Source organism: Microbacterium laevaniformans (assembly GCF_016907555.1).
In the GTDB taxonomy this organism is placed as follows: domain Bacteria; phylum Actinomycetota; class Actinomycetes; order Actinomycetales; family Microbacteriaceae; genus Microbacterium; species Microbacterium laevaniformans.
The window spans coordinates 2,739,643-2,762,316 of record NZ_JAFBCE010000001.1 but is presented as its reverse complement, the minus strand read 5'-3'; the positions used below and the strand labels follow the sequence as shown (position 1 = coordinate 2,762,316).

The window sequence follows — 22,674 nt, the reverse complement described above, 5'->3', positions numbered from 1 at the left end:
CCCGTGTCGCGCCGCGGGCGCTCGGTGTAGCCTCGGGCCCACATCGACGGCACCGACGCGAAGGAGCGGAACATGGGACTGATCGTGTTCTCCATGTCGCACTCGCTCGACGGCTACATCACGGATGCCGAGGGGCGCTTCGACTGGGGTGCGCCCGACGAGCACATCTTCCGTGCCGCCCTCGAGGAGGTGCGTGGTCTCAGCGCCCACTTCCTGGGCCGGCGCCTCTACGAGACGATGCGGTACTGGGAGGATCCCGACGTCGAGCCCACCTTCGAGTCGCTTGAGCGCGAGTTCGCCGAGGTGTGGAAAGCGCTGCCGAAGATCGTCGTCTCGTCGACGCTGGATGCTGCGCCCGGGCAGAACACCAGGTTGCTGCAGGGCGATCTCGTGGAGGAGATCGCGCGCCTGCGCGACGACGACGAGGTCGGGGAGATCGCGATCGGGGGTGCGACACTGGCGGCCGCGGTGGCCGCAGCCGGACTCGTGGACGAGTATCGGAGCGTCGTGTACCCGATCCTGCTCGGCGGGGGCACCCCGTTCTATCCGCCGGGCGTCGGTCCGACGAGCCTCGGACTCGTCTCGAGCCACCGGTGGGCCCGCGGCATCCAGGCGTTGCCCTACCGCGTGGTGCGGCCCCCGCGCTGAGCGCGTGCGATGGGCGGGGGTCTGCAGGCGTGCCGACCGCCGGCGGGAGCGGCGGCATGCGGCGGCGGCATCCGAAGTGCAAGGGATGCCGGGCGACACGCCGGTGCGACGCGCGCCCGGGCGGCGTGTCCCCGCGGTGGCCTTGCAGTTCGGGCCGGGGTGCGCTGGGGGAGGTAGCCATGGCCTGGGGTGCCCGCGGGGCGGTGTGGGGTGGCCCGGATCGGCGCGCGGCGCGCCGGGGGCGTGCGTGCCCGGGCGACGCCCACACCCCCGGCATCCGAAGTGCAAGGGATGCCGGGCGACACGCCGGTGCGACGCGCGCCCGGGCGGCGTGTTCCCGCGGCCGCCTTGCAGTTCGGGCTATGGGTGGGATGCAGCAGGCGAGCGAAGTCCTGGCCCGGCGGCGACCGGCGTGCGAGCAGGTCGAAAGTAAGCTCGACGCGTGAGCAGATGGCGGCCGTCCCCCGCGCGATGGACACACCACGCGGCATCCGAGACGCCCCGCTTCTCACCGAGCGTCGAGTCCCGCGCCACCCGCTGGTCGCTGGGATCCGCGCTCGTTGCCGCCGCCACCACCGTGCTCGTCATGGGCGGGGCGCGGATGCCGCTCGGCGGCGGCGAGTCGGTCGGCAGCCTTGCGGCGCTGCTCGCGGCGATCGCGGCCGGTCCGGCGTTCGCCGTCTCGTTCGCGCGCGAACGGCGCCGTGGATATCTCGCCTGGCGCAACAGCCTGCCGCGCGCCAAACGGGCAACCGATCTGATCGCCCTGTCTGCGGCGATGATGATGCTGGCGGCGTTGGTCGTCGTGGCCGTCGCGGAGCTGTTCCAGCTGGGTTTCCGAGGCCTCACGATCGACCCGTTCGGTGCCGCGGCGCTGGTCGCCGCCGCCGTCGGCACGATGACCTACGTTGCATCGGTCTCGGGGGCACGTGTCACCTCGACCGGGGTCGCTTCCCTGGCCACCCTCGTGCTGTTCATCGGCACGCTGGCGAGCATGGTCAGCGCCTCACAGGGCGATTGGTGGAGGTTCCACTTCTCCGAACTGGGCAACGAGTCGGGCTACGCCGGCTACCAGTTCAACCTCTCGCTCATCACGACCGGCGCCGTCATCACCGCGCTCGCCAACTTCGTCGCTCACGACCTCGAGGTGGGTTTGCGTGCGCACGTCGACACCCCACAGCGCCGTGCCCGCCTGTTCGCCTGGCTGTTCGCCGTGATCGGCCTGTGTTTGATGGTGGCCGGGTTCGTCCCGGACGCCGTCGCTTTCCCTGTGCACGTGGGCGCGGCATCCGGAATGGTCGTCATCTTCGGCGTGCTGGTCGGATGCCTGCTGACTCTCGTTCCCGGGATCGGCCGCGATATCGCGGTCTTCTCGGTGCTGGTCGTCGCGGGCATCGTGGTGGCGGTCGCTCTCTGGGTGCCGATCGACTATTACAACCTCACCGGCTCGGAGTTCATCATCGCGGGGCTGCTGTTCGCGTGGCTGATGCTGTTCGTCCGCCAGGCGCGTGCGTATGCGGACGCCGCCGCGCCGGCACCTCCCGTTCCCGCGGCAGCGGCTCCGGCCGCCGCGTGAGCGGGGTGCACCAACTAGCGTGAAGGGGACGAAAGGGTCCGGATGCGTGCAGTGGTGATGGATGCCGTCGGCGCACCGTTGGCGGTGCGTGCGGTCGCTGACCCGGTCGCACCCGCCGGCGGCGTGGTCGTCGAGGTGCGGGCGACGGGGCTGTGCCGCAGCGACTGGCATGCCTGGGCGGGTCACGACGACATCGCTGTGCCGCACGTTCCGGGCCACGAGCTCGCCGGCGTGATCGTCGAGACCGGCGCGGGCGTCGAGCGTTTCGCCGTCGGTGACCGGGTGACCGTGCCGTTCGTCTGCGGCTGCGGGGCATGCGGGTGGTGCCGCGCGGGCGACGCGCAGGTGTGCCCCGATCAGCAGCAGCCCGGGTTCACGCACTGGGGCTCGTTCGCCGAGCGCGTTGCGCTGCACGCCGCCGACACCAACCTCGTGCGCATTCCCGACGACGTCTCCTTCGCCGCCGCTGCCGCCCTCGGATGCCGCTTCGCGACCGCGTTCCGTGCGCTCACCGGACGCGCGCACGCGCAACCCGGCGAGTGGGTCGTCGTGGTCGGGGCGGGTGGGGTGGGACTCAGTGTCGTCATGATCGCCCGCGCGCTCGGTGCTCACGTCGTGGCCGTCGACCGCAACCAGGCCGCGCTGGACGCGGCATCCGCTCTCGGCGCCGATGCCGTCGTCGTCGCCGACGGGGTGGACGTGCCCGATGCCGTGCGCCGGATCACCGGCGGAGGCGCGCACGTCTCGATCGACGCGGTGGGCGCGGAGCAGACGGCGGCCGACGCCGTGCTGAGCCTGCGTCGTCGCGGCCGCCACGTGCAGGTCGGGCTGCTCCCGTCGGAGACGGGGTTGTCGGCAATGCCGATGGCCCGCGTGATCGCGTGGGAACTCGACGTGCTCGGCAGCCACGGCATGGCCGCCGTCGACTATCCGGCGATGCTCGAGCTCATCGCCGAGGGACGCCTGCGTCCGCAGGAACTCATCGAGCGCACGATCTCGCTCGCCGAGGCCGCGGCGCTACTGCCCACCTTCGACCGTGCCACGCTTGCCGGTATGACGATGATCGATCCGGGAGTTCTCGCATGAGCGGGACGAAGCGCACCGAGCCGACCTTCCAGCGCAACGCCCTGGCGCCGGCCTTGCTTGCCGCCGCCGTGCTGTTCCTCGCGCCCGTGCTGCTGACGGCGGGCTGGGGGATCGTGGTGCTCTTCGTCGCCGCGATCCTGGCGCTGATCGTCGGCTGGTTCGCCGTGCAGGCGCGTCAATGGGTGTGGGCGGCGGTGTTCGCCGTGATCGCGGTGGCCTGGAACCCCGTCATCCCGTTCGGGTTCGACGGCTTGGTCTGGTCGCTCGTGCAGCCGGCCGCCGCCATCGTGTTCCTCGTCGCGGGCGCGATGATCAAGACCCCGCGGGACTGAGCGCCTCGGCATCCTGCCGCTGCTGGCGCCGGCCCTCTCGGGTGGAGTTACTCCGGCCGTGCGTTCATAACTCCGGAAATCTCGGGCTGTCTGCCGGTTCAGCGCCCCTTCGGGGCTCGCCGTCGCCAAAACTCCGGAGTTGTACACGGATAGATTGACGGGTCCTTGACACCGACCTCGCGTTCCACACGCGTTGGCACCGCATGACAGGCTCCGGCAACTGGGTCGATCCCGCGACGGGGCACCTCCACGGTCCAGGCGCAGCAGCGTTCGGCGCGGACGCACCGAGCTGAGCTCCCGCGGGACGCGTCCACGTCAGCCCCCCGGTGGGGCGGCGCTCGTCACGACGGCTGCGGTGCGTCCTCGCGGGTCACGGCGAGCTTCTCGGCATCCTGCCGCTGCTGCTCCGCGGCGGTGAGCGGCGACGTATCGGGCTCGCCACGATGGCGCACCGTCTGCACGACGAAGATCGCGACGCCCAGCAGCACGACGGCGAACGATGCCCAGATGTTCGCCGGGATGCCGAGAGGTGCGTCGCTCGTGGGGTCGATGCGGATCGCCTCCAGCCAGCTGCGACCCAGGCCGTACCAGATGAAGTACGCCGCGATGCTGCGGCCCCAGCCGAGACGCACCGTGCGCTCGAGGAGGATGATGAGCGCGGCACCGATGAGGTTCCAGATCATCTCGTAGAGGAACAGCGGGTGAAAGAGCGTGCCGGGCGCGACGCCGTGCGGGAACATCGGCGCGTTGGGGGAGATCTCCAACCCCCACGGGAGCGTCGTCGGCAGGCCGAAAAGCTCCTGGTTGACGTAGTTGCCGAGCCGCCCGATCGCCTGCGCGACCAGCAGCGCCGGCGCGAGCGCATCGGCGAAGGCGAAGAAGCGGATGCCGGCGCGCCGCGTGGCGATGTAGATGCCGATCGCGCCGCCGATCATCGATCCGTAGATGGCGTTGCCGCCGTCCCAGATCGCGACGACCGCCCACGGATTGTCGCCGGGGGCGAAGTAGTCGCCCATGTGCGTGAGCACGTGGTAGATCCGAGCCGCCACGATGCCCAGGGGAACCGTCCACAGCGCCACGTCGAGCACGGTGCCCGCCGGCACCCCGCGGGCGCGCAGCCGCCGCTCGGTGATGATCACCGCGGCGATGATGCCCGCGATGATGCACAGGGCGTAGACGTGGATCGTCAGCGGGCCGACGTGGAAGCTGGACCAGCTGAGGTCGGGGCTCGGGATGCTCAGGCGCACGCCCGCCATTATGTGCCTGCCGGGTATGAGTTGGCCCGGGGGGCTCGGGGTTCCGTTCCGCGGTGACCGAACTGCAAGGCGTCGACCGCAACAGGCGGGGTCAGGCCCGGATGCTGCGGCGTGTCGCTCGGCATCCCTTGCAGTTCGGGTCGGGAATGGGCGTTCCACTGACGCGCGGGGGGCGCGGGGGGAGCGGCGCGATCAGTCGGCGCGGGCGGGCGGCGTCGCTGTTTCCTGCTGGGGCTGCCGGGATCGGCGTATCTCTATCAGGGAGAGGAGCTCGGCCTGCACGAGGTGGCGGAGATCCCCGCCGACCAGCGGCAGGACCCGACCTTCTTCCGCACCCACTAGGAGCAGTACGGACGTGACGGATGCCGCGTGCCGCTGACGTGGACCCGCGAGGGCTCCTCGTTCGGTTTCGGTTCGGGGGGTGCGCACCTGCCGCAGCCGTCGTGGTTCGCGGACGCGTCGGTCGAGGCGGAGGAGAGCGACCCGGCATCCACCCTCTCGCTCTACCGCCGGGCCCTCGCCCTGCGGCGTGTCGTGCTGTCGAGCACTCCGCTCGACGGCGACACCGTGCCGGGGGAGACGACGGTCTGGATCACGGGGGGCTGATCCGGCCGGTCGCGTTGCGGGTGGGGGCGGGTGCCGAACTGCAAGGGATCGCCGTCGACACGCGGGGGTGGGTGAGGGATGCCGCGGCGTGTCGCCCGGCATCCCTTGCTGTTCAGGCGGGGACGGCGCGAGCGACCCGATCGATGCGTTCAACGGGAGCGTGGCGTCGACCGAGAACGACAAACTGAGCCGATGAGCACAAGGTCAGGCAGGAGTGCCGCGGCATCCGTTCTTGCCGTCGCCGTCATCCAGGTCGTCGCTTTCGCGATCACGACCGCGATCTGGGTCGGGAGCACGATCTTCGCCGGGGGCGCATGTGCGCCTCGCTGCGACTGGTCAGGCGCCGACTTCGCGGGCGTCGTCTACTACCTCGTCGCCGTCGTGATGTTTGTCTGCACCGCAGCGGCGGCACGCTTCGCGCGGCGGACGGAGAAGGATCTCACCGGGGTTCCGCTCGCCGCCAGTGCGGGCATCGTGGCGGGGCTGTTGATAGCGCTCAGACTCTTCCAGGCGGCGATGGGATCTTGAGCGTCAGCGGGGCCGGCGGCTCAGCAGGGGGCCGAGGGGGATCTCCAGCAGCAGGACGAGCAGCCAGAGAGCGCCGTACTCAGGAAACAGCAGCACGAGCACGAGCGCGACCGCCATCAGGATCGCGCCGATCCAGTGCCTCAGCGGCGGTGCGGGTGCACGGTCGCTCAGCCCCGCCCGCTGCAGCGCGATCGCCTGCACGCGCAGGATCACCCCGCCCAGCAGCATCGTTCCGATGTATGCCCCCAGCCCGACCCGGTCTGTACCCGGCCCGGCGAGATCGAGTGCCGTCGCGACCGGCAGGAAGACGATCGTCGCGAGCCAGAGGGTCTGCAGGCGGCCGACCAGGCGGTTGTAGCCGTGGGCATGCACGAACATCACGTGGTTGGCGCGCCAGAAGGCCGCGATCACCACGAAGCTCAGCGCCGCAGAGATCATCCCGGTCACGTTGTCGGCGAAGAAGGCCGACGCCGACTCGGCATCCATCGCCTTATCCACCAGGGGCAGCACGACGAGAGTGATCGCGATCGCGACGACCGCATCGCTGAACGCGACGAGCCGGTCGAGGGCCTTCTCGCCTTGAGCGGCCCCGTGGGCGCCATCGTCGATCTGCTCTGCGGACATGGCGCCAGGCTCGCGGGGCAGAGGGGCTGTGGAGACCTTCCGAGGCGGGCTCACGCGGATGGCTAGGATGCCGGGGTGACAGCCCCCCGCCTCGTTTCCCGTGCCGCCTTCGCCCTCCTCGTCGCCGCCGGAGCTCTCGCCTTCGCGGGATGCGCCGCCGGAAGCGGAACGGCTGCGTCGCCCTCGGTCTCTGCGTCCGGAGCCATCGGTGGCGGCACGAGTGCGCCGTCGGACGGCGCGAGCGACCCCGGCGATGGGGACGGGGATGGGGGCGGAGATGCCGGCGGTGGCGCTGCGCCGGCCGCACCCAGCATGGCGCTCGCCGATGTGCTCGCCCGCTACCCCGACTGCGCCGCCATGGGCTCTGTGCTCGGCTCGGCGATCGACGGACTCGAACTCGGCGAACAGAGCAACGAAGACGGCACCGTGCAGTGCAACTGGATGTCGACGACCGGCGACTACGTGAACACCGTTCTGCTCACGGTGACAACCAACAACGGAGCCGGCGATGTGCCCAAGAAGGAGGACATCGCCGCCATCGGGTCGGAGTACATCGCCGATGCGGCCGTCGAGGCGCGGGGCGGCATCGCCTACGGCACGAAGTCCACGGGAGACCTCCGCATCTACGGCACGCTCGTCGACATGCCGGGAGTGGGCGTCTCGATCAGCTCGGGTGCGCTCAACGAAGACCCGCGTCTCTTCGGCGCACCGGCTGTCGCCGCGGCGAAGCAGCTGCTCGGCATCGCGGGCTGAGGCCCCGGGACGCGCCGGACGCCCCGCACCTCTCGTCCCGTCGGGCTCGCGCTCAGCCGCGTCCGATAAAATCCCTCGTGCCCGAAACGCCTGCAGACACCGAGATCACGCCCGACCCGGACGACGCGGCGACCCCGGCCCCCATCGCGATCGACCCCCACGAGCTGGAGATCGCGCTGCGCGTCATCGACGCGGCATCCCTGCTCGATCGCGACGACCCCGCCTACATCGCCCTGCGCCGGCAGACCGGCAAGATGTACAAGGACGTCAAGCGCATGTCGCGCAAGGAGAAGCGCCAGCGCATCGCCGACGCCGATCGTGCCGTCGTCGCCGCGACCGCCACGGGAGCGCCCGACCGCATCGACGACGAGACCCGCGGCATCCCGCTCGCGTCCCGCACCGCGGCTCCGACCGCGGGCGAGCTCATCAAGCCCCGCGCCTGCTATATCTGCAAAGAGCAGTACACGATCGTCGACGCGTTCTACCACCAGCTCTGCCCCGACTGCGCGGCGATGAGCCACGCCAAGCGCGACGCCCGCACCGACCTCACCGGCCGGCGCGCCCTGCTCACGGGAGGCCGCGCGAAGATCGGCATGTACATCGCACTGCGCCTGCTGCGCGACGGCGCCCACACGACCATCACGACCCGCTTCCCGCGTGACGCCGTCCGCCGCTTCTCGGCACTGCCCGACAGCGGCGACTGGATCCACCGACTCAAGATCGTCGGCATCGACCTGCGCGACCCCGCCCAGGTCATCGGCCTCGCGGATGCCGTCGCCGCCGACGGACCGCTCGACATCCTCATCAACAACGCGGCGCAAACCGTGCGTCGCTCCGCCGGGGCGTACAAGCCGCTCGTGGATGCCGAGCTCGCGCCGCTGCCGCAGGGTCCGCTGCCCGAACTGCTGACCTTCGGCCACACCAACGACGCCCACCCGCTCGCACTGGCCCAGTCGGTCTCGAGCCATCCCATCCTCGCGGCCGCCGCACGCACGGCCGAGGAGCTCACCGCCGAGGCGATGGCCGCCGGGTCGTCGTCGCTCGAGCGTCTCGCCGCCGGCACGGCGATCGACGCGGGCGGGCTCGTGCCCGACGAGAACCACATCAACAGCTGGACGCAGTCGGTCGACCAGGTCGAGCCCCTCGAGATGCTCGAGGTGCAGCTCGCGAACATGACCGCGCCGTTCCTGCTCGTCTCGCGTCTGCGGCCCGCGATGGCGGCCTCGCCGGCCCGGCGGAAGTACGTCGTGAACGTCTCGGCGATGGAGGGCGTGTTCGGTCGTGGATACAAGGGTCCCGGACACCCCCACACCAACATGGCGAAGGCGGCGCTCAACATGCTCACGCGCACCAGCGCTCGCGAGATGTTCGAAACCGACAACATTCTCATGACGGCCGTCGACACGGGGTGGATCACCGACGAGCGCCCGCACTACACGAAGGTGCGCCTCGCGGAGGAGGGCTTCCACGCCCCGCTCGACCTGGTCGACGGCGCCGCCCGCGTGTACGACCCGATCGTGCGCGGCGAGGCGGGCGAAGACCTCTTCGGCATCTTCCTCAAGGACTACCGCAAGAGCTCGTGGTGAGCCGGTCGGCCGGCGCCGGCGCTCAAGCCTCGGGCAGGAAGTAGGCCGCGGCGAGAGGGGCGACCTCCAGAGCGGATGCCGAGCCCCGGTCGACCCAGCGCAGCTCCTCGATCTCGGCATCCGTCACGGGCTGCTGATCGCCGATGTCGACGCGGAAGACGTCGGCGACGACGGCGAAGCCCGGCTCGTTGGCGGCCGGGGCGGTGAACTCGCCGAGCGGCGTGAGGTCGGTCGGCTGCAGGCGCAGCCCGATCTCCTCGGCGAGCTCGCGGATGAGGGTCTGCGCGGCATCCTCGCCCGCCTCCGGCTTGCCGCCCGGCTGCATGAACGCGGTCGTCCCCGTCTTGCGCACGAGCAGCAGCCGTCCGTCGACGTCGGTGATGACAGCCGCGGACACGCGGATCGAGCGAGAAGTCGCGGAGTCGGGGGCCGGCGGCGTCGAGGTCACTCTCGAACGCTAACACTGCACCGCCGGCAGGCGGAGGCTCACCCCCTGGCCGCGCGCCGCCGTACGCGATTGACTGGGCGCATGAAGCTTCTGCTGACCTCGGGCGGGGTCACCAACGACAGCATCCGCACCGCGCTCGAAGACCTGCTCGGCACACCCATTGCCGACAGTTCCGCGTTGTTCATCCCGACGGCGCAGTGGGGCCAGCCGATGTGCTCGCCCGAGACGGTGTGGCGTTCGACGGCGGGGCGGTGGCCGGGCGGCATCCACAGTCCCGTCGAGCTCGGCTGGCGCTCCGTGGGGGTGCTCGAGCTCACCGCCCTGCCGACGATCGCGCCGGAGCGATGGATGCCGTGGGTGCGCGAGGCCGATGCGCTGCTCGTCGACGGCGGCGAGGCGGTGTACCTGGCCGAGTGGATTCGCACCTCGGGGTTGGCCGACCTCCTGCCGGAGCTGCATGAGACCGTCTGGGTCGGCATCAGCGCGGGCAGCATGGCCCTCACGCCGCGTATCGGACCGGAGTTCGTCGACCGGCATCCGGGTGGCACCGACCAGACGCTGGGGCTGGTCGACTTCTCGATCTTCCCGCACCTGGACTACCCGGGCTGGACCGGAAACACGACCGCGGCGGCCCACCGGTGGGCGGAGGGCATCGGCGGCCGTGCCTACGCGATCGACGACCAGACGGCGATCCGTGTCGTCGACGGCGAGGTCGACGTGATCTCCGAGGGCAACTGGGAGCTGCTCAACGGGTGAGCCTGCCGCCGGGCGCTCCGACGGCTCAGACCGTCAGCATCACCTTCAGCGCCTCGCGCGAATCCATCGCCGCATAGGCGGCGGGGGCGTCGGCGAGCGGCATGATGCGATCGAACACGCGGCCGGGCTCGATCGTGCCGTCGAGCACGAGGGGGATCGCGTCGTCGAGGTAGGCGCGCACCGGGGCGACGCCGCCGGTCAGGGTGATGTTCTTGCCGAACAGCGAGGCGAAGCCCACGGGGGCGTTCTCGTACTGGGGCACGCCGACCCGCGAGATGACTCCGCCGGGGCGCACGACGCCGTAGGACTGCTCATACGCGGGCATGTGCCCGACCGCCTCGATCACCACATGGCTGCCCAGCGCGTCGGTGAGATCCATCACCCGGGCGACACCCTCGGCGCCGCGCTCGGCGACGACGTCGGTGGCGCCGAACTCGACGCCCAGGTCGGTGCGGTCGGTGTGGCGGCCCATCAGGATGATGCGCTCCGCGCCGAGGGTGCGGGCGGCGAGCACCGCCGACAGGCCCACGGCGCCGTCGCCGACGACCGTGACGGTCTGGCCGGGCCGCACGCGGGCGAGATGCGCGGCGTGATAGCCCGTCAGATACACGTCCGACAGTGTCAGCAGCGACGCCAGCAGGGAATCGGATGCCGCGTCGGGGTCGACACCCGGCACGACCACGAGCGTGCCATCGGCCTGCGGGATGAGGGCCCGCTCGGCCTGCAGCCCGCCGACCCGCCCGTTGCCGTAGAAGCCGCCGTGCTGGCAGGAGGTCTGGAACCCTTCACGGCAGAAGACGCACGTGTTGTCGGAGTAGACGAAGGGCACGACGACGAAGTCGCCGGGGCGCACCGTGGTGACGTCCGCGCCGGTCTCCTCGACGACGGCGATGAGCTCGTGCCCCATCCGCCGGCCCGTCGAACTCTCGGTCATCGAGTGATACGGGTGCAGGTCCGAGCCGCAGACGCACGCGCGGACGATGCGCACCACGGCATCGGTCGGCTGCTGGATGACGGGATCGGGGACGTTCTCGACGCGGACGTCTCCCGCGCCGTACATGACGGTTGCTCGCATGAGTACATTTCACGCCATCCGGGGTGCCCTTTCCATTATCCCGCGCGCAGGGGGACTTGCCGCAAGGCCCCCTGCGTGAGGCAGAATCGCAGGTCGCGTCGGCTTTTCGGCGCCAGAGGGGGAGTGGGATGCCGAGCGAAAAGTCTCAGGAAAGCGTGTTCGATCTTCCATCGCGGCTTCGGCGGAAGGCCGACCCCGCGCTCATCGACCGCGACGAACGACAGTTCGCGGCGATCGCGAGGGTGCTGGCCGCCGAGGTCGAGCGCACCCAGACGCGGCTGGTCGCGCTCCGGCACGAAGCCGTCAACGGAGGCCAGCGCGCACTCGAACGCGATCTGGAGGTGCGGAGCCTGTCGGCGCGGTTGCGCATCCTTCGCCGGTTCGGCCTCGACGCGTGCATCGGTCGCATGGTCGACGAGGAGGGCATCGTCACCTACATCGGACGCTTCGGCCTCGCGGATGCCGCGGAGGAGCGGCTGCTGATGGACTGGCGGGCCCCGGCATCCGCGCCGTTCTTCGCCGCGACGGCGGCGCATCCGCTCGGGCTCACCAGTCGACGCCGGTATCGGTGGCGCGAGGGGCGCGTCGTGGACTACTGGGACGAGGTTTTCGCCGACGACGGCATCGATCACCGCGCGGCCCTCGACGACCAGTCCGCCTTCATCGCCAGTCTCGGCGAGAGCCGGTCGCCGAAGATGCGCGACGTGCTGGCGACGATCCAGTCCGATCAGGACGCCATCATCCGCGCCGACTCCCGGGGCGCGCTCGTCGTCGACGGCGGCCCCGGAACCGGCAAGACCGTCGTGGCGCTGCACCGCGCGGCGTATCTGCTCTACGCCGATCCGCGTGTGCAGTCGGGGGGCGGCGGACTGCTGTTCGTTGGACCGCACCGCCCCTATGTCGACTACGTCGACGACGTGCTGCCGAGCCTCGGCGAGGACGGCGCACTGGTCTGCGCGGTGAACGACCTCGTCGACGGCGGCGATGTGGGGGAGGAGGACGATCCGGAGGTTCGCCGTCTGCTCGGCGACGGCCGTGTCGTGGACGCCGTCGGAGCCGCCGTGCGTCTCTGGCAACGCCCGCCGCGGCGACGCACGCCGATCGAGACCGCATGGGGCGCCGTCGTGCTGGGCCCCGCGGAGTGGTCGGAGGTGTTCGCCGACGCCGACGGCCTGCCGCACAATGCGCTTCGTGTGCACGCGTGGGAGCGTCTGCTCGACGTTCTGGAAGACCGTGTCGACGACGAGCTGCGCGACGGCGGAGGAGGCGGCGACGGGTGGGGCGAGGGCTGGGGAGAGGCGTCCCGTTCCTCGCCCCGCTCCGGTGACGACTTCGACGCCTACGGGGCGGGCTGGGACGCGGACGAGTCGACGCGCGAGACGCTCGAGAACGACGAGGAGCTGCAGGCGCTCTTCGACCGGGCCTGGCCGCTGTTGGATCCCGATGCGCTGCTGTGCGGTCTGCTCACGACGGGAGAGATGCTGCGGCGCTGCGCGCCGTGGCTGAGCGCTGTCGAGGTCGACGTGCTCATCACGCGCGGCGCTCCGACGCGATGGACCGACGTCGACCTGCCCCTGCTGGACGCTGCGCGCCGCAGCGTGGGCGACCCGCACAGCGAGGTGCGTGCGCGCCGAGACCGACGCGCGGCCGCCGAGGAGCATCGGGTGATGTCGGACGTCGTCAGCGACCTCATCGCCGCCGACGATGGCGACCTGCGCCTCATGTCGATGCTGCGCGGTCAGGACCTGCGCCGCACGCTCGCGCAGCCCACGGCATCCGATCGCGAGCCGTTCGCCGGGCCGTTCGCGCATCTCGTGATCGATGAGGCGCAGGAGCTCACCGACGCGCAATGGCGGATGCTGCTGCAGCGGTGCCCCTCGCGCAGCCTGACGATCGTCGGGGATCGAGCGCAGGCAAGACGCGGGTTCGCCGAGAGCTGGGACGATCGACTCACGCGCGTCGGGATCGACCGCTCGCACGTGACGACGCTCACCGTCAACTACCGCACGCCGAGCGAGGTGATGGATGTCGCGGGTCCGGTGATCCGCGCCACGCTGCCCGACGCCAACGTCCCCGCGTCGATCCGCAGCACGGGAGTCCCGGTGAGCTACGGCTCGCGCCGCGACCTCGACGCGATCGTCGACGCCTGGGAACGCGAGAGCGCCGACGGCACAGCGGTGGTGATCGGCGCGCCCGCCTTCGTGCCGCGCCCGCGCGTGGCCGCGCTCGATGCGCAGCGGGTGAAGGGGCTCGAGTTCGACCTGGTCGTGCTCGTCGACCCCGACCGGTTCGGCGACGGCGTCTCGGGCGCCGTCGACCGCTACGTCGCGATGACCCGGGCGACCCAGCGCCTCGTCGTGCTCTCGTAGGGCGGGGTGCCGCGGAGCTCCCGTCGGCGCCCTGCTCAGCCGGCGCGGCGCACGCGCAGCGCGACGAAGAGCGCAGCGCACAGCGTCGTCAGCCCCGCCGCGAGAAGGACGACGGCCGTCCAGCCGGCGCTCGCGAACAGGTGTGTGGATGCCGCGCCCGACACCGTGCTGCCGAGGTAATAGGTCAGCAGGTAGGCGCTCGATGCCCGCGAGGTGCTGCGCCCCACCGCCTGAGCGCGCGCGACGACCCACCCGCTGAGGATCGAGTGCGTTCCGAGAAAGGCCGCCGTCAGAAGTCCGAGACCCGCGAACACCGCGATGACGTCCGGCCAGAACACCAGGCCGATCGCGGCGAGCATCGCGAGCGCGCCCAGCAGCGAGGTGACCGCGCGGCCGAGGCGTCTCGAGATCCGGTGGAACAGGCCCGGCGCGAGGATGCCGAGGGGGTAGGCGACGTAGACGAACACCTCTGCCGCGCCGAGCGAGAACGGCGGGCCATCCAGCCGGAACGGCACCGCGTTGTACAGCCCGACGAAGGTCGCCATCGCGAGCGCCCCCGCGACGCACACGGCGAGGATGACGGGGTCGCGGAGGGAGGCGACCGTGCCGCCGAGCAGGTCACCGATCCGCAGCGGCAGCGGGGCGGCGCCGTCGCGGGGGAGCGCGAACCAGACCAGCACGCCCACGACGACGCTGAGCACACCGAGCACGGTGCTCACGAGCTGCCAGCCGCCGAGGGTCGCGAGCGGCAGCGGCGCGAGCCGGCCCACGGCGCCGCCGAGGGCCGTGCCCGAGATGTACAGCGCATTGGCGCGTCCGTGCGCGTCGTCGCGGACGGCGTCGCGCAGGTACGCGAGCGCGACGGCCGGCAGCACCGCCAGTGCCAGGCCCCCCGCGGCGCGGAGGGCGAGGAAGGCCTCCCACGTGGGTGCGAACGCGCACGCCACCGAGAGGATGCCGGCCATCACGAGCGATCCGCTCATCGCGGACACCCGCCCGATGCGGTCGGACAGCGGCGCCGACAGCAGCAGGCCGAGCAGCATGGCCGCGGTCGTCGCCGAGATCGTGAGTCCGCTGGCCCCGGCATCCACTCCGAACGACGCCGCGATCGCCGGCAGCAACGGTTGCGGGAAGTAGATGATCGCGAAGTTCGCGAGTCCGCCTACGGCGAGCAGGCCCACGACGCGTCGGTAGGAGGGGGTGCCCGCGGCGATGCGCGCGATCGACCCGGTGGGGGTGCGATCGAGCACGGTGACGGCCATGCGGACCATCGTCGTCCGGTCACGGATGGGCCGGAAATGAAACGGATGCCGCTTGTGATGCGATCGGCGCATAATCGGTGTCATGGACGAGCAGACCCTCCGCATCTTCCTGTCGCTGGCCGAGACGCAGAACACTCGCGACACCGCTGCGGAGCTGCGCATCAACCAGTCGAACGTGTCGCGCGCGCTGGCCCGCCTCGAAGACGAGGTCGGCATGGCGCTGTTCTCGCGACACGGCAAGCGGCTCGAGCTGAACGCCAACGGTCTCGCCTTCCGGGCCGATGCGGCCGGCGTCCTCGACGCGGTCGAGTCGGCCCGCCGCCACGCCGAGCTGATCGCCGACGAGGGTCGCCTGCTGCGCGTCGGGTTCTTGCACTCGGTGGCGCGGTGGATGGTGCCCGACGTCATCCAGCGTTTCCGCGCGCTGCGACCCGACGTGCGCGTCTCGTTGCGACAGGGCTTCGCCCGCGACCTCTACGGCTGGCTCGCGCTCGACACGATCGACGTCGCTCTGAGCACGGCACCGCTGGCGACGTCGGCGACCTCGGACGACATCGGCTGGCTTGCGCTCGCCGAGGAGCCGCTGTGCATCGCCGTGCCCACCGGTCACCCGCTCGCGGCGGCATCCGGCCCGGTCGACGTGCGCGCGCTGGCGGGGCGCGACTTCATCGGCTTCTCGCGCATCGCGGAGCTGCGGACGGCGGTCACCGGCATCCTGGACGAGGCCGACGTCACGGTGAACGTGACCTTCGAGAGCAGCGAGATCGACACGATGCGCAGCCTGGTCGCGGGCGGGCTCGGAGTGTCGATCCTTCCTCGGACTCCGGGTCGCGACGACCCCGGCGTCGTCTATCTGCCGCTGGAGCCGCAGCGCGTGCGCGCGATCGGCATCGCCTGGAGCACGACCGCCCAGGGCTCTCGCTACGCGAAGGAGCTCGCCACCGCGCTGCGGCAGCGGTGAGGGGGCATTGCGGCTGGGCGTGGCGGTGCCCGTCTGTGGCGGACAGAGTCGCCGCATGACGCCGGTGCACACGTCATCGACACCACGCAGAGGCTGATCGCGGCCGCCGCGGCGGGCGAGGCTGCGGCACTCGTCTGCCCGGGATCGCAACCCGACGTGCGCGATCCGGCGGACGGGGAGGGCTCACCGCTCAAGAGCCCGAGCGGTTCGTCGCCGCCCACTGGCCCGAGATGGCCCATCATGATCCGACGTGGAGCATCAACCTCTCGCTGCCTGCGTCGGGCGTCGTCGCGGGTGCGCAGTATCCAGGCGACGTCTTCTACCGGGAGGCCGGCGGCGAGCTCTGTCTCGTCGACATCGCCTGGTGGACGGTGCAGTAGGCGCGGCGAGGCACCACAGCCTCGGCATCGACCGGCGGACGGGATGACCGGTCGACGCCGCTGATCCGGACACACGGATGCCGCGGCATCCGCCAGAATCGTGGTGCCCGCGCGGCGCGCACCGGCGGCATCTCCGCTCGACCGCCCTCTCCCGAAGGACGTGACCCGATGACCGACAACTGGCTGCTCGCCCGACCCGAGGTCGACCTCGACGAGGTCCGCGCGCTCGCCCGGCGCGAGTACGGCGTGGACGGCGAGCTCACCGAGCTGGGCAGTCAGCAGGACCGCAACGTCCTCGTGCGCGGCGTGGACGGGGCGGGCATGCTCGTCAAGATCTTCCACCCGACGGTCGACGCGTTCGCCGTCGACCTGCACATCGCGGCCTCCGATCGCCTGCGCTCAGAGGGACTGCTGACACCGGAAGTGCTGACGACCGTCGACGGCGTTCGCACGACGCAGATCGTCTGCGCCGACGGGCAGGTCTCTCGGGTGGCCGGCTTCGAGATCGTCGACGGCGAGCCGCTGTCCGACCTCACCGACGCCGACGGCGCCCAGGCCGAGGAGCTGGGCGAGCTGGTCGCCGAGGTCGCCGACGTGCTGGCCGGAATGGATGCCGAGGACACCGACCGCAACCTGCAGTGGGAGCTCGGCAACGCCCTCGCCGTCGTCGAGCAGCTCATCGACGACCTCCCCGAGGACCGTCGCGAGCAGTGCCTGACGGCGGCCCGCCGCGCCGCCGCCGAGCTCGATGCCGTCGCGGCCGACCTTTCGCGGCAGGTGACCCACGGCGACCTCACCGCTGACAACGTCATGCGCGATCGGCGCGGACGGCACTGGGTGATCGACCTGGGCGATGTCGCCACGTCGTGGCGCGCCGCCGAGCTGGCGATGCTCCTCGCCGACCTCATGGGTCGCACCGACGACCTCGCAATCGTCGCCCGCGCGGTCGCGGGCTTCGATCGGCGCGCGCGCCTCACCGACGCGGAGATCGAGGCGCTGTGGCCCCTCGTCGTGCTGCGCGGAGCGGTGCTCGCCGTCAGCGGGTGGAGCCAGCTGCGCATCGACCCGGGCAACGACTACGCGCGCGAGCGGGTCGAGCACGAATGGCAGGTCTTCGCGCGCACGGCGCGGGTGCCGTCCGCCGAGGTGACGGCGCAGCTGCGCCTGGCCGCGGGCCGGCCGCACCGCGCGGGCCTCGTCTACCGTCCCGTCCTGTCGCAGCTGGATGCCGCGGCCACCGTGGATCTCGGCATCCGCAGCGCGCATCTCGATCGCGGTCGCTGGACGGTTCCCGGCACCGAGCAGGCGCTCGTCCGCGAGACCCTCGCTTCCGCCCCGGTCGCGGTGCTGCGCTACGGCGAGAGCCGCCTGAGCCGCGTGTCGACCGACACCACCCGACCCGCTGCCACCCGGGCGCGGTGCGTCGAGCTGTGGACCCGCCCGGGTGTCGAGGTCACCGCGCCGTTCGGCGGCATCCTGACGGTCGACACCGATCCGGGCGGCGGCGCCGGCGCGGTCGAGGTGCGCGATGCCGGTGTCGTGCTGCGGATCGAGGGTCTGGTCGTCGAGACGGCACCGGAGCACTCCGTGCACCCCGGCGCCCCGCTCGGTCGCGTTGCCGAGCTCGAACCGGGACTCGGCCGCCTGCGCATCACTCGCCGTCTGCGTGGGGCCGCCGCCGACGCGGCATTCACGGATGCCGAGGGCGAAGCCGAGACCCCGGGCGCGGCAGATCCGTCGGCGATCCTGGGCACCGATCGCGTGGCCGATCCGGTGCGGGCGACGCGGCACGCCCGACGGGTGCGCGAGGAGGCGATCGGCGCCGCCGCCGAACGCTTCTACGCCGAGCCGCCGCAGATCGAGCGCGGCTGGGGCGCGCTCCTCATCGACACGCAGGGACGCGCCTACGTCGACCTCGTCAACAACGTGACCGCGATCGGACACGCTCATCCCGTCTTCGCCGACCGCATCGCCCGGCAACTGCACCTGCTGAACACCAACTCGCGCTTCCTCTACGACGCCTTCGCCGAGTTCACCGCGCGGCTCGTCGCGCACAGCCCCGACCCGTCGCTCGACACCGTCATCCCCGTCAACAGCGGGTCGGAGGCCGTGGACCTCGCCCTCACGCTCGCCCGGGTCGCGACCGGTCGGCGCGACGTCATCGCGGTGCGCGAGAGCTACCACGGCTGGACGAGCGCCGCCGACGCGGTCAGCACCTCGGCGTTCGACAACCCGCACGCCGCCGACTCGCGTCCCGACTGGGTGCACCTCGTCGACGCGCCGAACGCCTATCGCGGCCGTCACCGCGGACCGGATGCCGGGGCCGCCTACGCGCGCGAGGTCGCCGACCTCGCGCGCTCCCTGGCCGACGAGGGCCGCCCGGCCGGCGCCTTCATCTGCGAGCCGGTGCTCGGCAACGCCGGCGGCGTCATCCCGCCGGCCGGATATCTCACGGCCGTCGCCGACGCGGTGCGCGCGCACGGCGGCCTGGTGATCGCCGACGAGGTGCAGGTCGGCTACGGACGCCTGGGATGCTCGTTCTGGGGGAGCACGATGCAGGGGCTCGTGCCCGACATCGTCTCGGTGGCGAAGGCGGCGGGCAACGCCTACCCCCTCGGCGCCGTCATCACGCGCCGCGAGATCGTCGATGCCCTCGCCCGCGAAGGAACGTTCTTCTCCTCGGCCGGCGGCACGCCCGTCAGCGCGGTCGCCGGATCGGCGATCCTCGACATCATCGACGCGGAAGGGCTGCAGCAGAATGCAGCGCGGGTCGGCGGCATCATCGCCGAGGAGGTGCGGGCGCTGATGCCTCGGCATCCGCTCATCGGCGCCGTCCACGGAACGGGTCTGTATCTCGGTATCGAGCTGGTGCGTGACCGCGAGACGCTCGAGCCCGCGCGCGAAGAGGCGGCGCGCGTGTGCGATCTGCTGCTCGGACACGGGTTCATCGTGCAGGCCGCCTCCGAACGGCAGAACGTGTTGAAGGTGAAACCGCCCCTCGTGCTCACCGAGGTCGATGCGCGCCGGTTCGTCGCCGCGCTCGACGCCGTGCTGGGCGCTCTCCGCGACTGAGCGCGACCGCGGTATGCCGGGGCGGGCGGCCCCCGCGGATAGGTGCGGCGGGCGGGCGGCCCCGGCACGGGCTCCGCTCGTAGAGTGGAGGAGATGACTTCCTCGTCGCAGTCCCGTCGTCCCCTGTCGTCCCGCCCCCTGGCCCGTCGGGCCCCGGAGCGCCTCGGCATCCGCGAAGCCGCCGTGCTGGCGCTCGCCGAGCGTCTCGCCACGGAGGGTCTCGACCCGCACGCGCTGCTGGTCGCCCGCCACGGCGAGGTGGCCTTCGAGACCGCGTGGGCGCCGTACCGGCTGGAGTGGCCGGCGCTCGTGTACTCGGCATCCAAGACGTACACGGCGCTGGCGATCGGCTTCCTCGCCGACGAGCGGCGGCTGGGCCTCGACGATTCAGCGGGTCTGCACGTGGGGGAGGAGAACCCGCACGGCATCACGGTGCGTCATCTGCTCACGATGAACACGGGCCACACGGCCGAGCAGATCGAGCGCATCGGCACCGATCCGCTCATACTGCTGCGCGAAGAGCCCGCGTTCGCTCCCGGCACACACTTCGCGTACAACTCCCCGGCCACGCACACGCTGTCCGCGATCGTCACCGCCCTCACCGGCGAGCCGCTCACCGCGTACCTGCGCCCGCGCCTGCTCGACCCGCTCGGCATCGGCGAGCGGTGGATGCAGCCCTACGGCGGCATCGAGCACGGTGCGTCCGGCTTCCACCTGACGGTCGATGACCTCGCGCGCACGGCCATCATGCTGAGCGCCGGCGGGGCGTTCGACGGCGTGCAGGTCGCGCCCGCGTGGTACGTCGAGGAGATGTCGCGCCCCTGGTCGGATACCTCGGTGTTCGAGGGGCCGATCGCCGCCGACGGCGAGGTCAACGACTGGAGCCTCGGCTACGGCTACCAGGTGTGGCGCGGCCGTGAGGGGTTCCGGCTCGACGGCGCGTTCGGCCAGTTCGCGCTCGTGCTGCCCGACCACGACCTGGTCATCGCCTACCAGGGCGCCACCCTCGATACCCAGGCGACGCTGCGCGCGTTCTGGGCCTTCGTCGCGGCCGTCGAGGTCGCGGACGCGGCAGGCGGAGCGGATGTCGCAGGCGGGGCCGATGCCGCCGGCCGGGCGGATGCCGGTGTGGCAGATGCCGCCGTGTCGGCGCGCCGCGTCGAGCGCGACACCTGGGCCGCGCGCGACCGGCTGCTCGCCGCCGACCCGTTCGACGGTGCCGCACTGCACGACCGCGCCGATGGCGACGGCTGGACGCTGGTGTTGCCGGGCGTCGGCTCGGTGCCGGTGGACACGTTCTGGCAGGAGGTGTCCGTGACGGGCCCCGCCCTCGAGGACGCCCCCGCCGCCACTCATCTGCGCCTCGCGACGCGCGGGGAACGCCGCGACGACGGCGCCGCGCTCGTGCACCTCGTCGACACGACCTCGCCGCACCGGGTGATCGTGTCGCGCGACGGTGATGGCACCGTCCACGCCGGGTGGCACGTGCCACCGCTCGGCGGAGGGTGGGAGGTGCTGCGCGTGCCGGCATCCGTCGTTCGCATCGAGACGCGGGCCGCCGCGCTGCTGCTGGACATGGACGGCACGCTCGTCGACTCGCACGCCGTGGTCGAGCGCCTGTGGACGCAGTGGTCGCTCGATCACGGCGTCGATCCGGCGCAGACGCTGGGGATCATCCACGGTCGGCAGGGCCAGGACTCGATGGCGCTGCTGCTGCCCGACCGTCCGCACGAGGTCAACCTCGCCGAGAACGCCGAGCTGCTCGCCGCCGAGACGGCGCAGACCGACGGCGTCGTGGCGATCCCCGGTGCGGCCGACCTTCTCGCCGCGCTGGCTCACGAGGGCGTGCCGTACGCCCTGGTCACGTCGGCGACCACCGAGCTGGCCACTGCGCGCATGCGGGCTGCCGGGCTGCCGATGCCTCCCGTCGTGATCGCGGCGGCCGACGTGAGCCGCAGCAAGCCCGATCCCGAGGGCTTCCTCGCCGGCGCCGCGGCGCTCGGGGTGGATGCCGCGCGCTGCATCGTGGTCGAGGACTCCGCCAACGGCATCGCCGCCGGACTCGCCGCCGGCATGCGCGTCATCGGCGTCGGCCCCCACGCCGCCGCGGCGGCGCCCACGTGGACGGTCTCCGATGCCCGCGGCATCCACGTGTCACGGGACGCGGACGGCGGGGCTGTCGTCACGCTCGACTGACCGGGCGGCCGGCGCGAGAAACCGCATTCACCTCGAGAAACCACATCCGCCGTCAGAAACCACCGTGCCGACGATTTCTCGGAGCGAAAGTGGTTTCTCGACCGCGGCCCGCCGGCGTCAGTCGGTCTCGCCGTGGGCGGCGCGGTGGCCCTCGCTGAAGCTGAGGTTCTTGCCGAAGGCCTTGCCGATGATCAGCGCGATGCCGACGATCACGAGACCCACGGCCAGGCCCGCAACGGCCGACACGAAGGTGTCGCCGACCCAGACCACCACGGGCCCGAGGGGCTCGAGCGCGTGCTCGACGGCGTGCAGGAGTTCGACCGGGGCGTGCCAGCCGACCTCGCCGAGGTTCGCGAGCACGAGATGGCCGCCCACCCACAGCATCGCCACGGTGCCGACGATCGAGATGACGCGGAAGACCGCGGGCATCGACCGCACGATGCGCGCACCGGTGTGACGCACGCGCACCGAACCGCTCTTCGCCATTTTCAGGCCGATGTCGTCGATCTTCACGAGCAGGGCGACGGCGCCGTACACGAGCGCCGTCATCGAGAGCGCGATGACCGCGAGCACGGCCAGGCGCAGCCAGAAGTCCAGGTCGGGATCGACGTTCGACAGGCCGATCAGCATGATCTCGGTCGACAGGATCAGGTCGGTGCGGATCGCGCCCATGACCAGTCGCTTCTCGTCGCGCCCGCCCTCGTCGTCGTGGCCGCCGTGGTGGAAGCCGAACCACTCGAGCACCTTCTCGGCGCCCTCGAAGCAGAGGTATCCGCCGCCGACGATGAGCAGCCACGGCAGAACCCCGGGCGCGAAGGCGGTGAGCAGCATCGCGATCGGGATGATGATCAGGAACTTGTTCGCGAGCGACCCGAGGGCGATGCGACCCACGACCGGAAGCTCCCGTGCAGGAGAGAGCCCCTGCACGTACTGCGGGGTGACGGCGGCATCGTCGATCACGACGCCTGCGGACTTGGCCGATGCCTTCAGCGCCGCGCTGAGGATGTCATCGACGACGGCGAGCAGACCTACGGACATGCCTGCAACAGTACCGGCCGGGCAGGACCCGACCGACGGATGCCGAGGCTTGCGCTCATCGAATCGATTCGATAGCCTGGAATCCGGCGCTCCCGTGAGGAGCGCCTTTCGCCGTTTCCGCC

At 71.6% G+C, this 22,674-nt stretch carries 19 protein-coding genes and 1 pseudogene; 14 read left to right on the top strand and 6 right to left on the bottom strand.

Features of this window, described 5'->3' with window-relative positions; translation table 11 throughout:
* The first annotated feature begins 72 nt into the window (after positions 1-72).
* The 4 genes from JOE53_RS13270 to JOE53_RS13255 all read left to right on the top strand — a co-directional run bounded on the left by JOE53_RS13270 (position 73) and on the right by JOE53_RS13255 (position 3,642).
* Complete coding sequence (locus JOE53_RS13270; RefSeq protein WP_204948000.1) at positions 73-648, top strand: dihydrofolate reductase family protein; 576 nt, start codon at positions 73-75, stop codon at positions 646-648.
* A gap of 442 nt (positions 649-1,090) precedes the next feature.
* Positions 1,091-2,224 (top strand): DUF998 domain-containing protein, encoded by a 1,134-nt coding sequence (locus JOE53_RS15140; protein WP_204947999.1) that lies wholly within the window; start codon positions 1,091-1,093, stop codon positions 2,222-2,224.
* 42 nt (positions 2,225-2,266) lie between these two features.
* Positions 2,267-3,310, top strand: a complete 1,044-nt coding sequence (locus JOE53_RS13260) for a zinc-binding dehydrogenase (RefSeq protein ID WP_204947998.1) — start codon at positions 2,267-2,269, stop codon at positions 3,308-3,310.
* Positions 3,307-3,642, top strand: coding sequence for a DUF6804 family protein (locus JOE53_RS13255; protein WP_204947997.1), 336 nt, complete (start codon positions 3,307-3,309; stop codon positions 3,640-3,642). Before JOE53_RS13260 ends, JOE53_RS13255 begins: the two co-directional genes overlap by 4 nt.
* A 341-nt stretch (positions 3,643-3,983) precedes the next feature.
* Here JOE53_RS13255 and lgt read toward each other — a convergent pair whose 3' ends face one another.
* On the bottom strand, positions 3,984-4,898 hold the full coding sequence (gene lgt, locus JOE53_RS13250; protein ID WP_204947996.1) for a prolipoprotein diacylglyceryl transferase: 915 nt from the start codon (positions 4,896-4,898) through the stop codon (positions 3,984-3,986).
* Between the two features lie 197 nt (positions 4,899-5,095).
* On the opposite strand from lgt, the pseudogene JOE53_RS13245 reads away from it, so the two are divergent.
* Positions 5,096-5,504 (top strand): annotated as a pseudogene (locus JOE53_RS13245) (alpha-amylase family glycosyl hydrolase); the annotation flags it as partial.
* Between the two features lie 192 nt (positions 5,505-5,696).
* Positions 5,697-6,032, top strand: coding sequence for a hypothetical protein (locus JOE53_RS13240; protein WP_204947995.1), 336 nt, complete (start codon positions 5,697-5,699; stop codon positions 6,030-6,032).
* A gap of 3 nt (positions 6,033-6,035) precedes the next feature.
* On the opposite strand, the gene JOE53_RS13235 is transcribed toward JOE53_RS13240, so the two are convergent.
* Positions 6,036-6,656, bottom strand: coding sequence for a TMEM175 family protein (locus JOE53_RS13235; protein WP_204947994.1), 621 nt, complete (start codon positions 6,654-6,656; stop codon positions 6,036-6,038).
* A 75-nt stretch (positions 6,657-6,731) separates the two neighbouring features.
* Between JOE53_RS13235 and JOE53_RS13230 the strand changes: the two genes are divergently transcribed.
* Positions 6,732-7,409: a hypothetical protein gene (locus tag JOE53_RS13230; protein WP_204947993.1), complete on the top strand. Its 678-nt coding sequence runs from the start codon at positions 6,732-6,734 to the stop codon at positions 7,407-7,409.
* A gap of 104 nt (positions 7,410-7,513) precedes the next feature.
* Entirely contained in the window at positions 7,514-8,995 is a 1,482-nt protein-coding gene (locus JOE53_RS13225) for an SDR family oxidoreductase (protein WP_204948258.1), read from the top strand.
* Positions 8,996-9,017: 22 nt separating this feature from the next.
* Here JOE53_RS13225 and JOE53_RS13220 read toward each other — a convergent pair whose 3' ends face one another.
* Positions 9,018-9,443, bottom strand: a complete 426-nt coding sequence (locus tag JOE53_RS13220; RefSeq protein ID WP_204947992.1) for an NUDIX hydrolase — start codon at positions 9,441-9,443, stop codon at positions 9,018-9,020.
* 81 nt (positions 9,444-9,524) lie between these two features.
* Here JOE53_RS13220 and JOE53_RS13215 point away from each other — a divergent pair, with 81 nt between their 5' ends.
* Positions 9,525-10,199, top strand: coding sequence for a Type 1 glutamine amidotransferase-like domain-containing protein (locus tag JOE53_RS13215; protein WP_204947991.1), 675 nt, complete (start codon positions 9,525-9,527; stop codon positions 10,197-10,199).
* Between the two features lie 25 nt (positions 10,200-10,224).
* Here JOE53_RS13215 and JOE53_RS13210 read toward each other — a convergent pair whose 3' ends face one another.
* Positions 10,225-11,274 (bottom strand): zinc-binding dehydrogenase, encoded by a 1,050-nt coding sequence (locus JOE53_RS13210; RefSeq protein WP_204947990.1) that lies wholly within the window; start codon positions 11,272-11,274, stop codon positions 10,225-10,227.
* 155 nt (positions 11,275-11,429) lie between these two features.
* Between JOE53_RS13210 and helR the strand changes: the two genes are divergently transcribed.
* Positions 11,430-13,643, top strand: a complete 2,214-nt coding sequence (helR, locus tag JOE53_RS13205) for an RNA polymerase recycling motor ATPase HelR (RefSeq protein WP_309297561.1) — start codon at positions 11,430-11,432, stop codon at positions 13,641-13,643.
* A 35-nt stretch (positions 13,644-13,678) separates the two neighbouring features.
* Here helR and JOE53_RS13200 read toward each other — a convergent pair whose 3' ends face one another.
* A complete protein-coding gene (locus JOE53_RS13200; RefSeq protein ID WP_233449573.1) occupies positions 13,679-14,905 on the bottom strand; it encodes an MFS transporter in 1,227 nt (408 codons plus the stop codon).
* A gap of 82 nt (positions 14,906-14,987) precedes the next feature.
* Here JOE53_RS13200 and JOE53_RS13195 point away from each other — a divergent pair, with 82 nt between their 5' ends.
* The 4 genes from JOE53_RS13195 (at position 14,988) to JOE53_RS13180 (ending at position 21,514) form a co-directional block, all read left to right on the top strand.
* Positions 14,988-15,866, top strand: a complete 879-nt coding sequence (locus tag JOE53_RS13195) for a LysR family transcriptional regulator (RefSeq protein WP_204947987.1) — start codon at positions 14,988-14,990, stop codon at positions 15,864-15,866.
* Between the two features lie 230 nt (positions 15,867-16,096).
* Positions 16,097-16,246 carry a hypothetical protein gene (locus JOE53_RS13190; protein ID WP_204947986.1) on the top strand — a complete coding sequence of 50 codons (150 nt, stop codon included), beginning with the start codon at positions 16,097-16,099 and terminating at the stop codon, positions 16,244-16,246.
* A 168-nt stretch (positions 16,247-16,414) separates the two neighbouring features.
* Positions 16,415-19,318 carry an aminotransferase class III-fold pyridoxal phosphate-dependent enzyme gene (locus tag JOE53_RS13185; protein WP_204947985.1) on the top strand — a complete coding sequence of 968 codons (2,904 nt, stop codon included), beginning with the start codon at positions 16,415-16,417 and terminating at the stop codon, positions 19,316-19,318.
* A 93-nt stretch (positions 19,319-19,411) separates the two neighbouring features.
* Complete coding sequence (locus tag JOE53_RS13180; RefSeq protein WP_204947984.1) at positions 19,412-21,514, top strand: HAD-IA family hydrolase; 2,103 nt, start codon at positions 19,412-19,414, stop codon at positions 21,512-21,514.
* Between the two features lie 117 nt (positions 21,515-21,631).
* Here the strand turns inward: JOE53_RS13180 and JOE53_RS13175 are convergent, their stop codons facing one another.
* Positions 21,632-22,552, bottom strand: a complete 921-nt coding sequence (locus JOE53_RS13175; RefSeq protein ID WP_204947983.1) for a DUF808 domain-containing protein — start codon at positions 22,550-22,552, stop codon at positions 21,632-21,634.
* Positions 22,553-22,674 lie beyond the last annotated feature (122 nt).

Excerpts from the sequence above, each read along its gene's own strand:
- JOE53_RS13255 (WP_204947997.1), top strand. The coding sequence starts at position 3,307 with ATGAGCGGGACGAAGCGCACCGAGCCGACCTTCCAGCGCAACGCCCTG.
- JOE53_RS13235 (WP_204947994.1), bottom strand. The coding sequence starts at position 6,656 with ATGTCCGCAGAGCAGATCGACGATGGCGCCCACGGGGCCGCTCAAGGC.
- JOE53_RS13215 (WP_204947991.1), top strand. The coding sequence starts at position 9,525 with ATGAAGCTTCTGCTGACCTCGGGCGGGGTCACCAACGACAGCATCCGC.
- JOE53_RS13240 (WP_204947995.1), top strand. The coding sequence starts at position 5,697 with ATGAGCACAAGGTCAGGCAGGAGTGCCGCGGCATCCGTTCTTGCCGTC.
- JOE53_RS13210 (WP_204947990.1), bottom strand. The coding sequence starts at position 11,274 with ATGCGAGCAACCGTCATGTACGGCGCGGGAGACGTCCGCGTCGAGAAC.
- JOE53_RS13260 (WP_204947998.1), top strand. The coding sequence starts at position 2,267 with ATGCGTGCAGTGGTGATGGATGCCGTCGGCGCACCGTTGGCGGTGCGT.
- JOE53_RS13175 (WP_204947983.1), bottom strand. The coding sequence starts at position 22,552 with ATGTCCGTAGGTCTGCTCGCCGTCGTCGATGACATCCTCAGCGCGGCG.
- JOE53_RS13195 (WP_204947987.1), top strand. The coding sequence starts at position 14,988 with ATGGACGAGCAGACCCTCCGCATCTTCCTGTCGCTGGCCGAGACGCAG.
- JOE53_RS13180 (WP_204947984.1), top strand. The coding sequence starts at position 19,412 with ATGACTTCCTCGTCGCAGTCCCGTCGTCCCCTGTCGTCCCGCCCCCTG.
- JOE53_RS13200 (WP_233449573.1), bottom strand. The coding sequence starts at position 14,905 with ATGGCCGTCACCGTGCTCGATCGCACCCCCACCGGGTCGATCGCGCGC.
- JOE53_RS13270 (WP_204948000.1), top strand. The coding sequence starts at position 73 with ATGGGACTGATCGTGTTCTCCATGTCGCACTCGCTCGACGGCTACATC.
- lgt (WP_204947996.1), bottom strand. The coding sequence starts at position 4,898 with ATGGCGGGCGTGCGCCTGAGCATCCCGAGCCCCGACCTCAGCTGGTCC.
- JOE53_RS13190 (WP_204947986.1), top strand. The coding sequence starts at position 16,097 with ATGGCCCATCATGATCCGACGTGGAGCATCAACCTCTCGCTGCCTGCG.
- JOE53_RS13185 (WP_204947985.1), top strand. The coding sequence starts at position 16,415 with ATGACCGACAACTGGCTGCTCGCCCGACCCGAGGTCGACCTCGACGAG.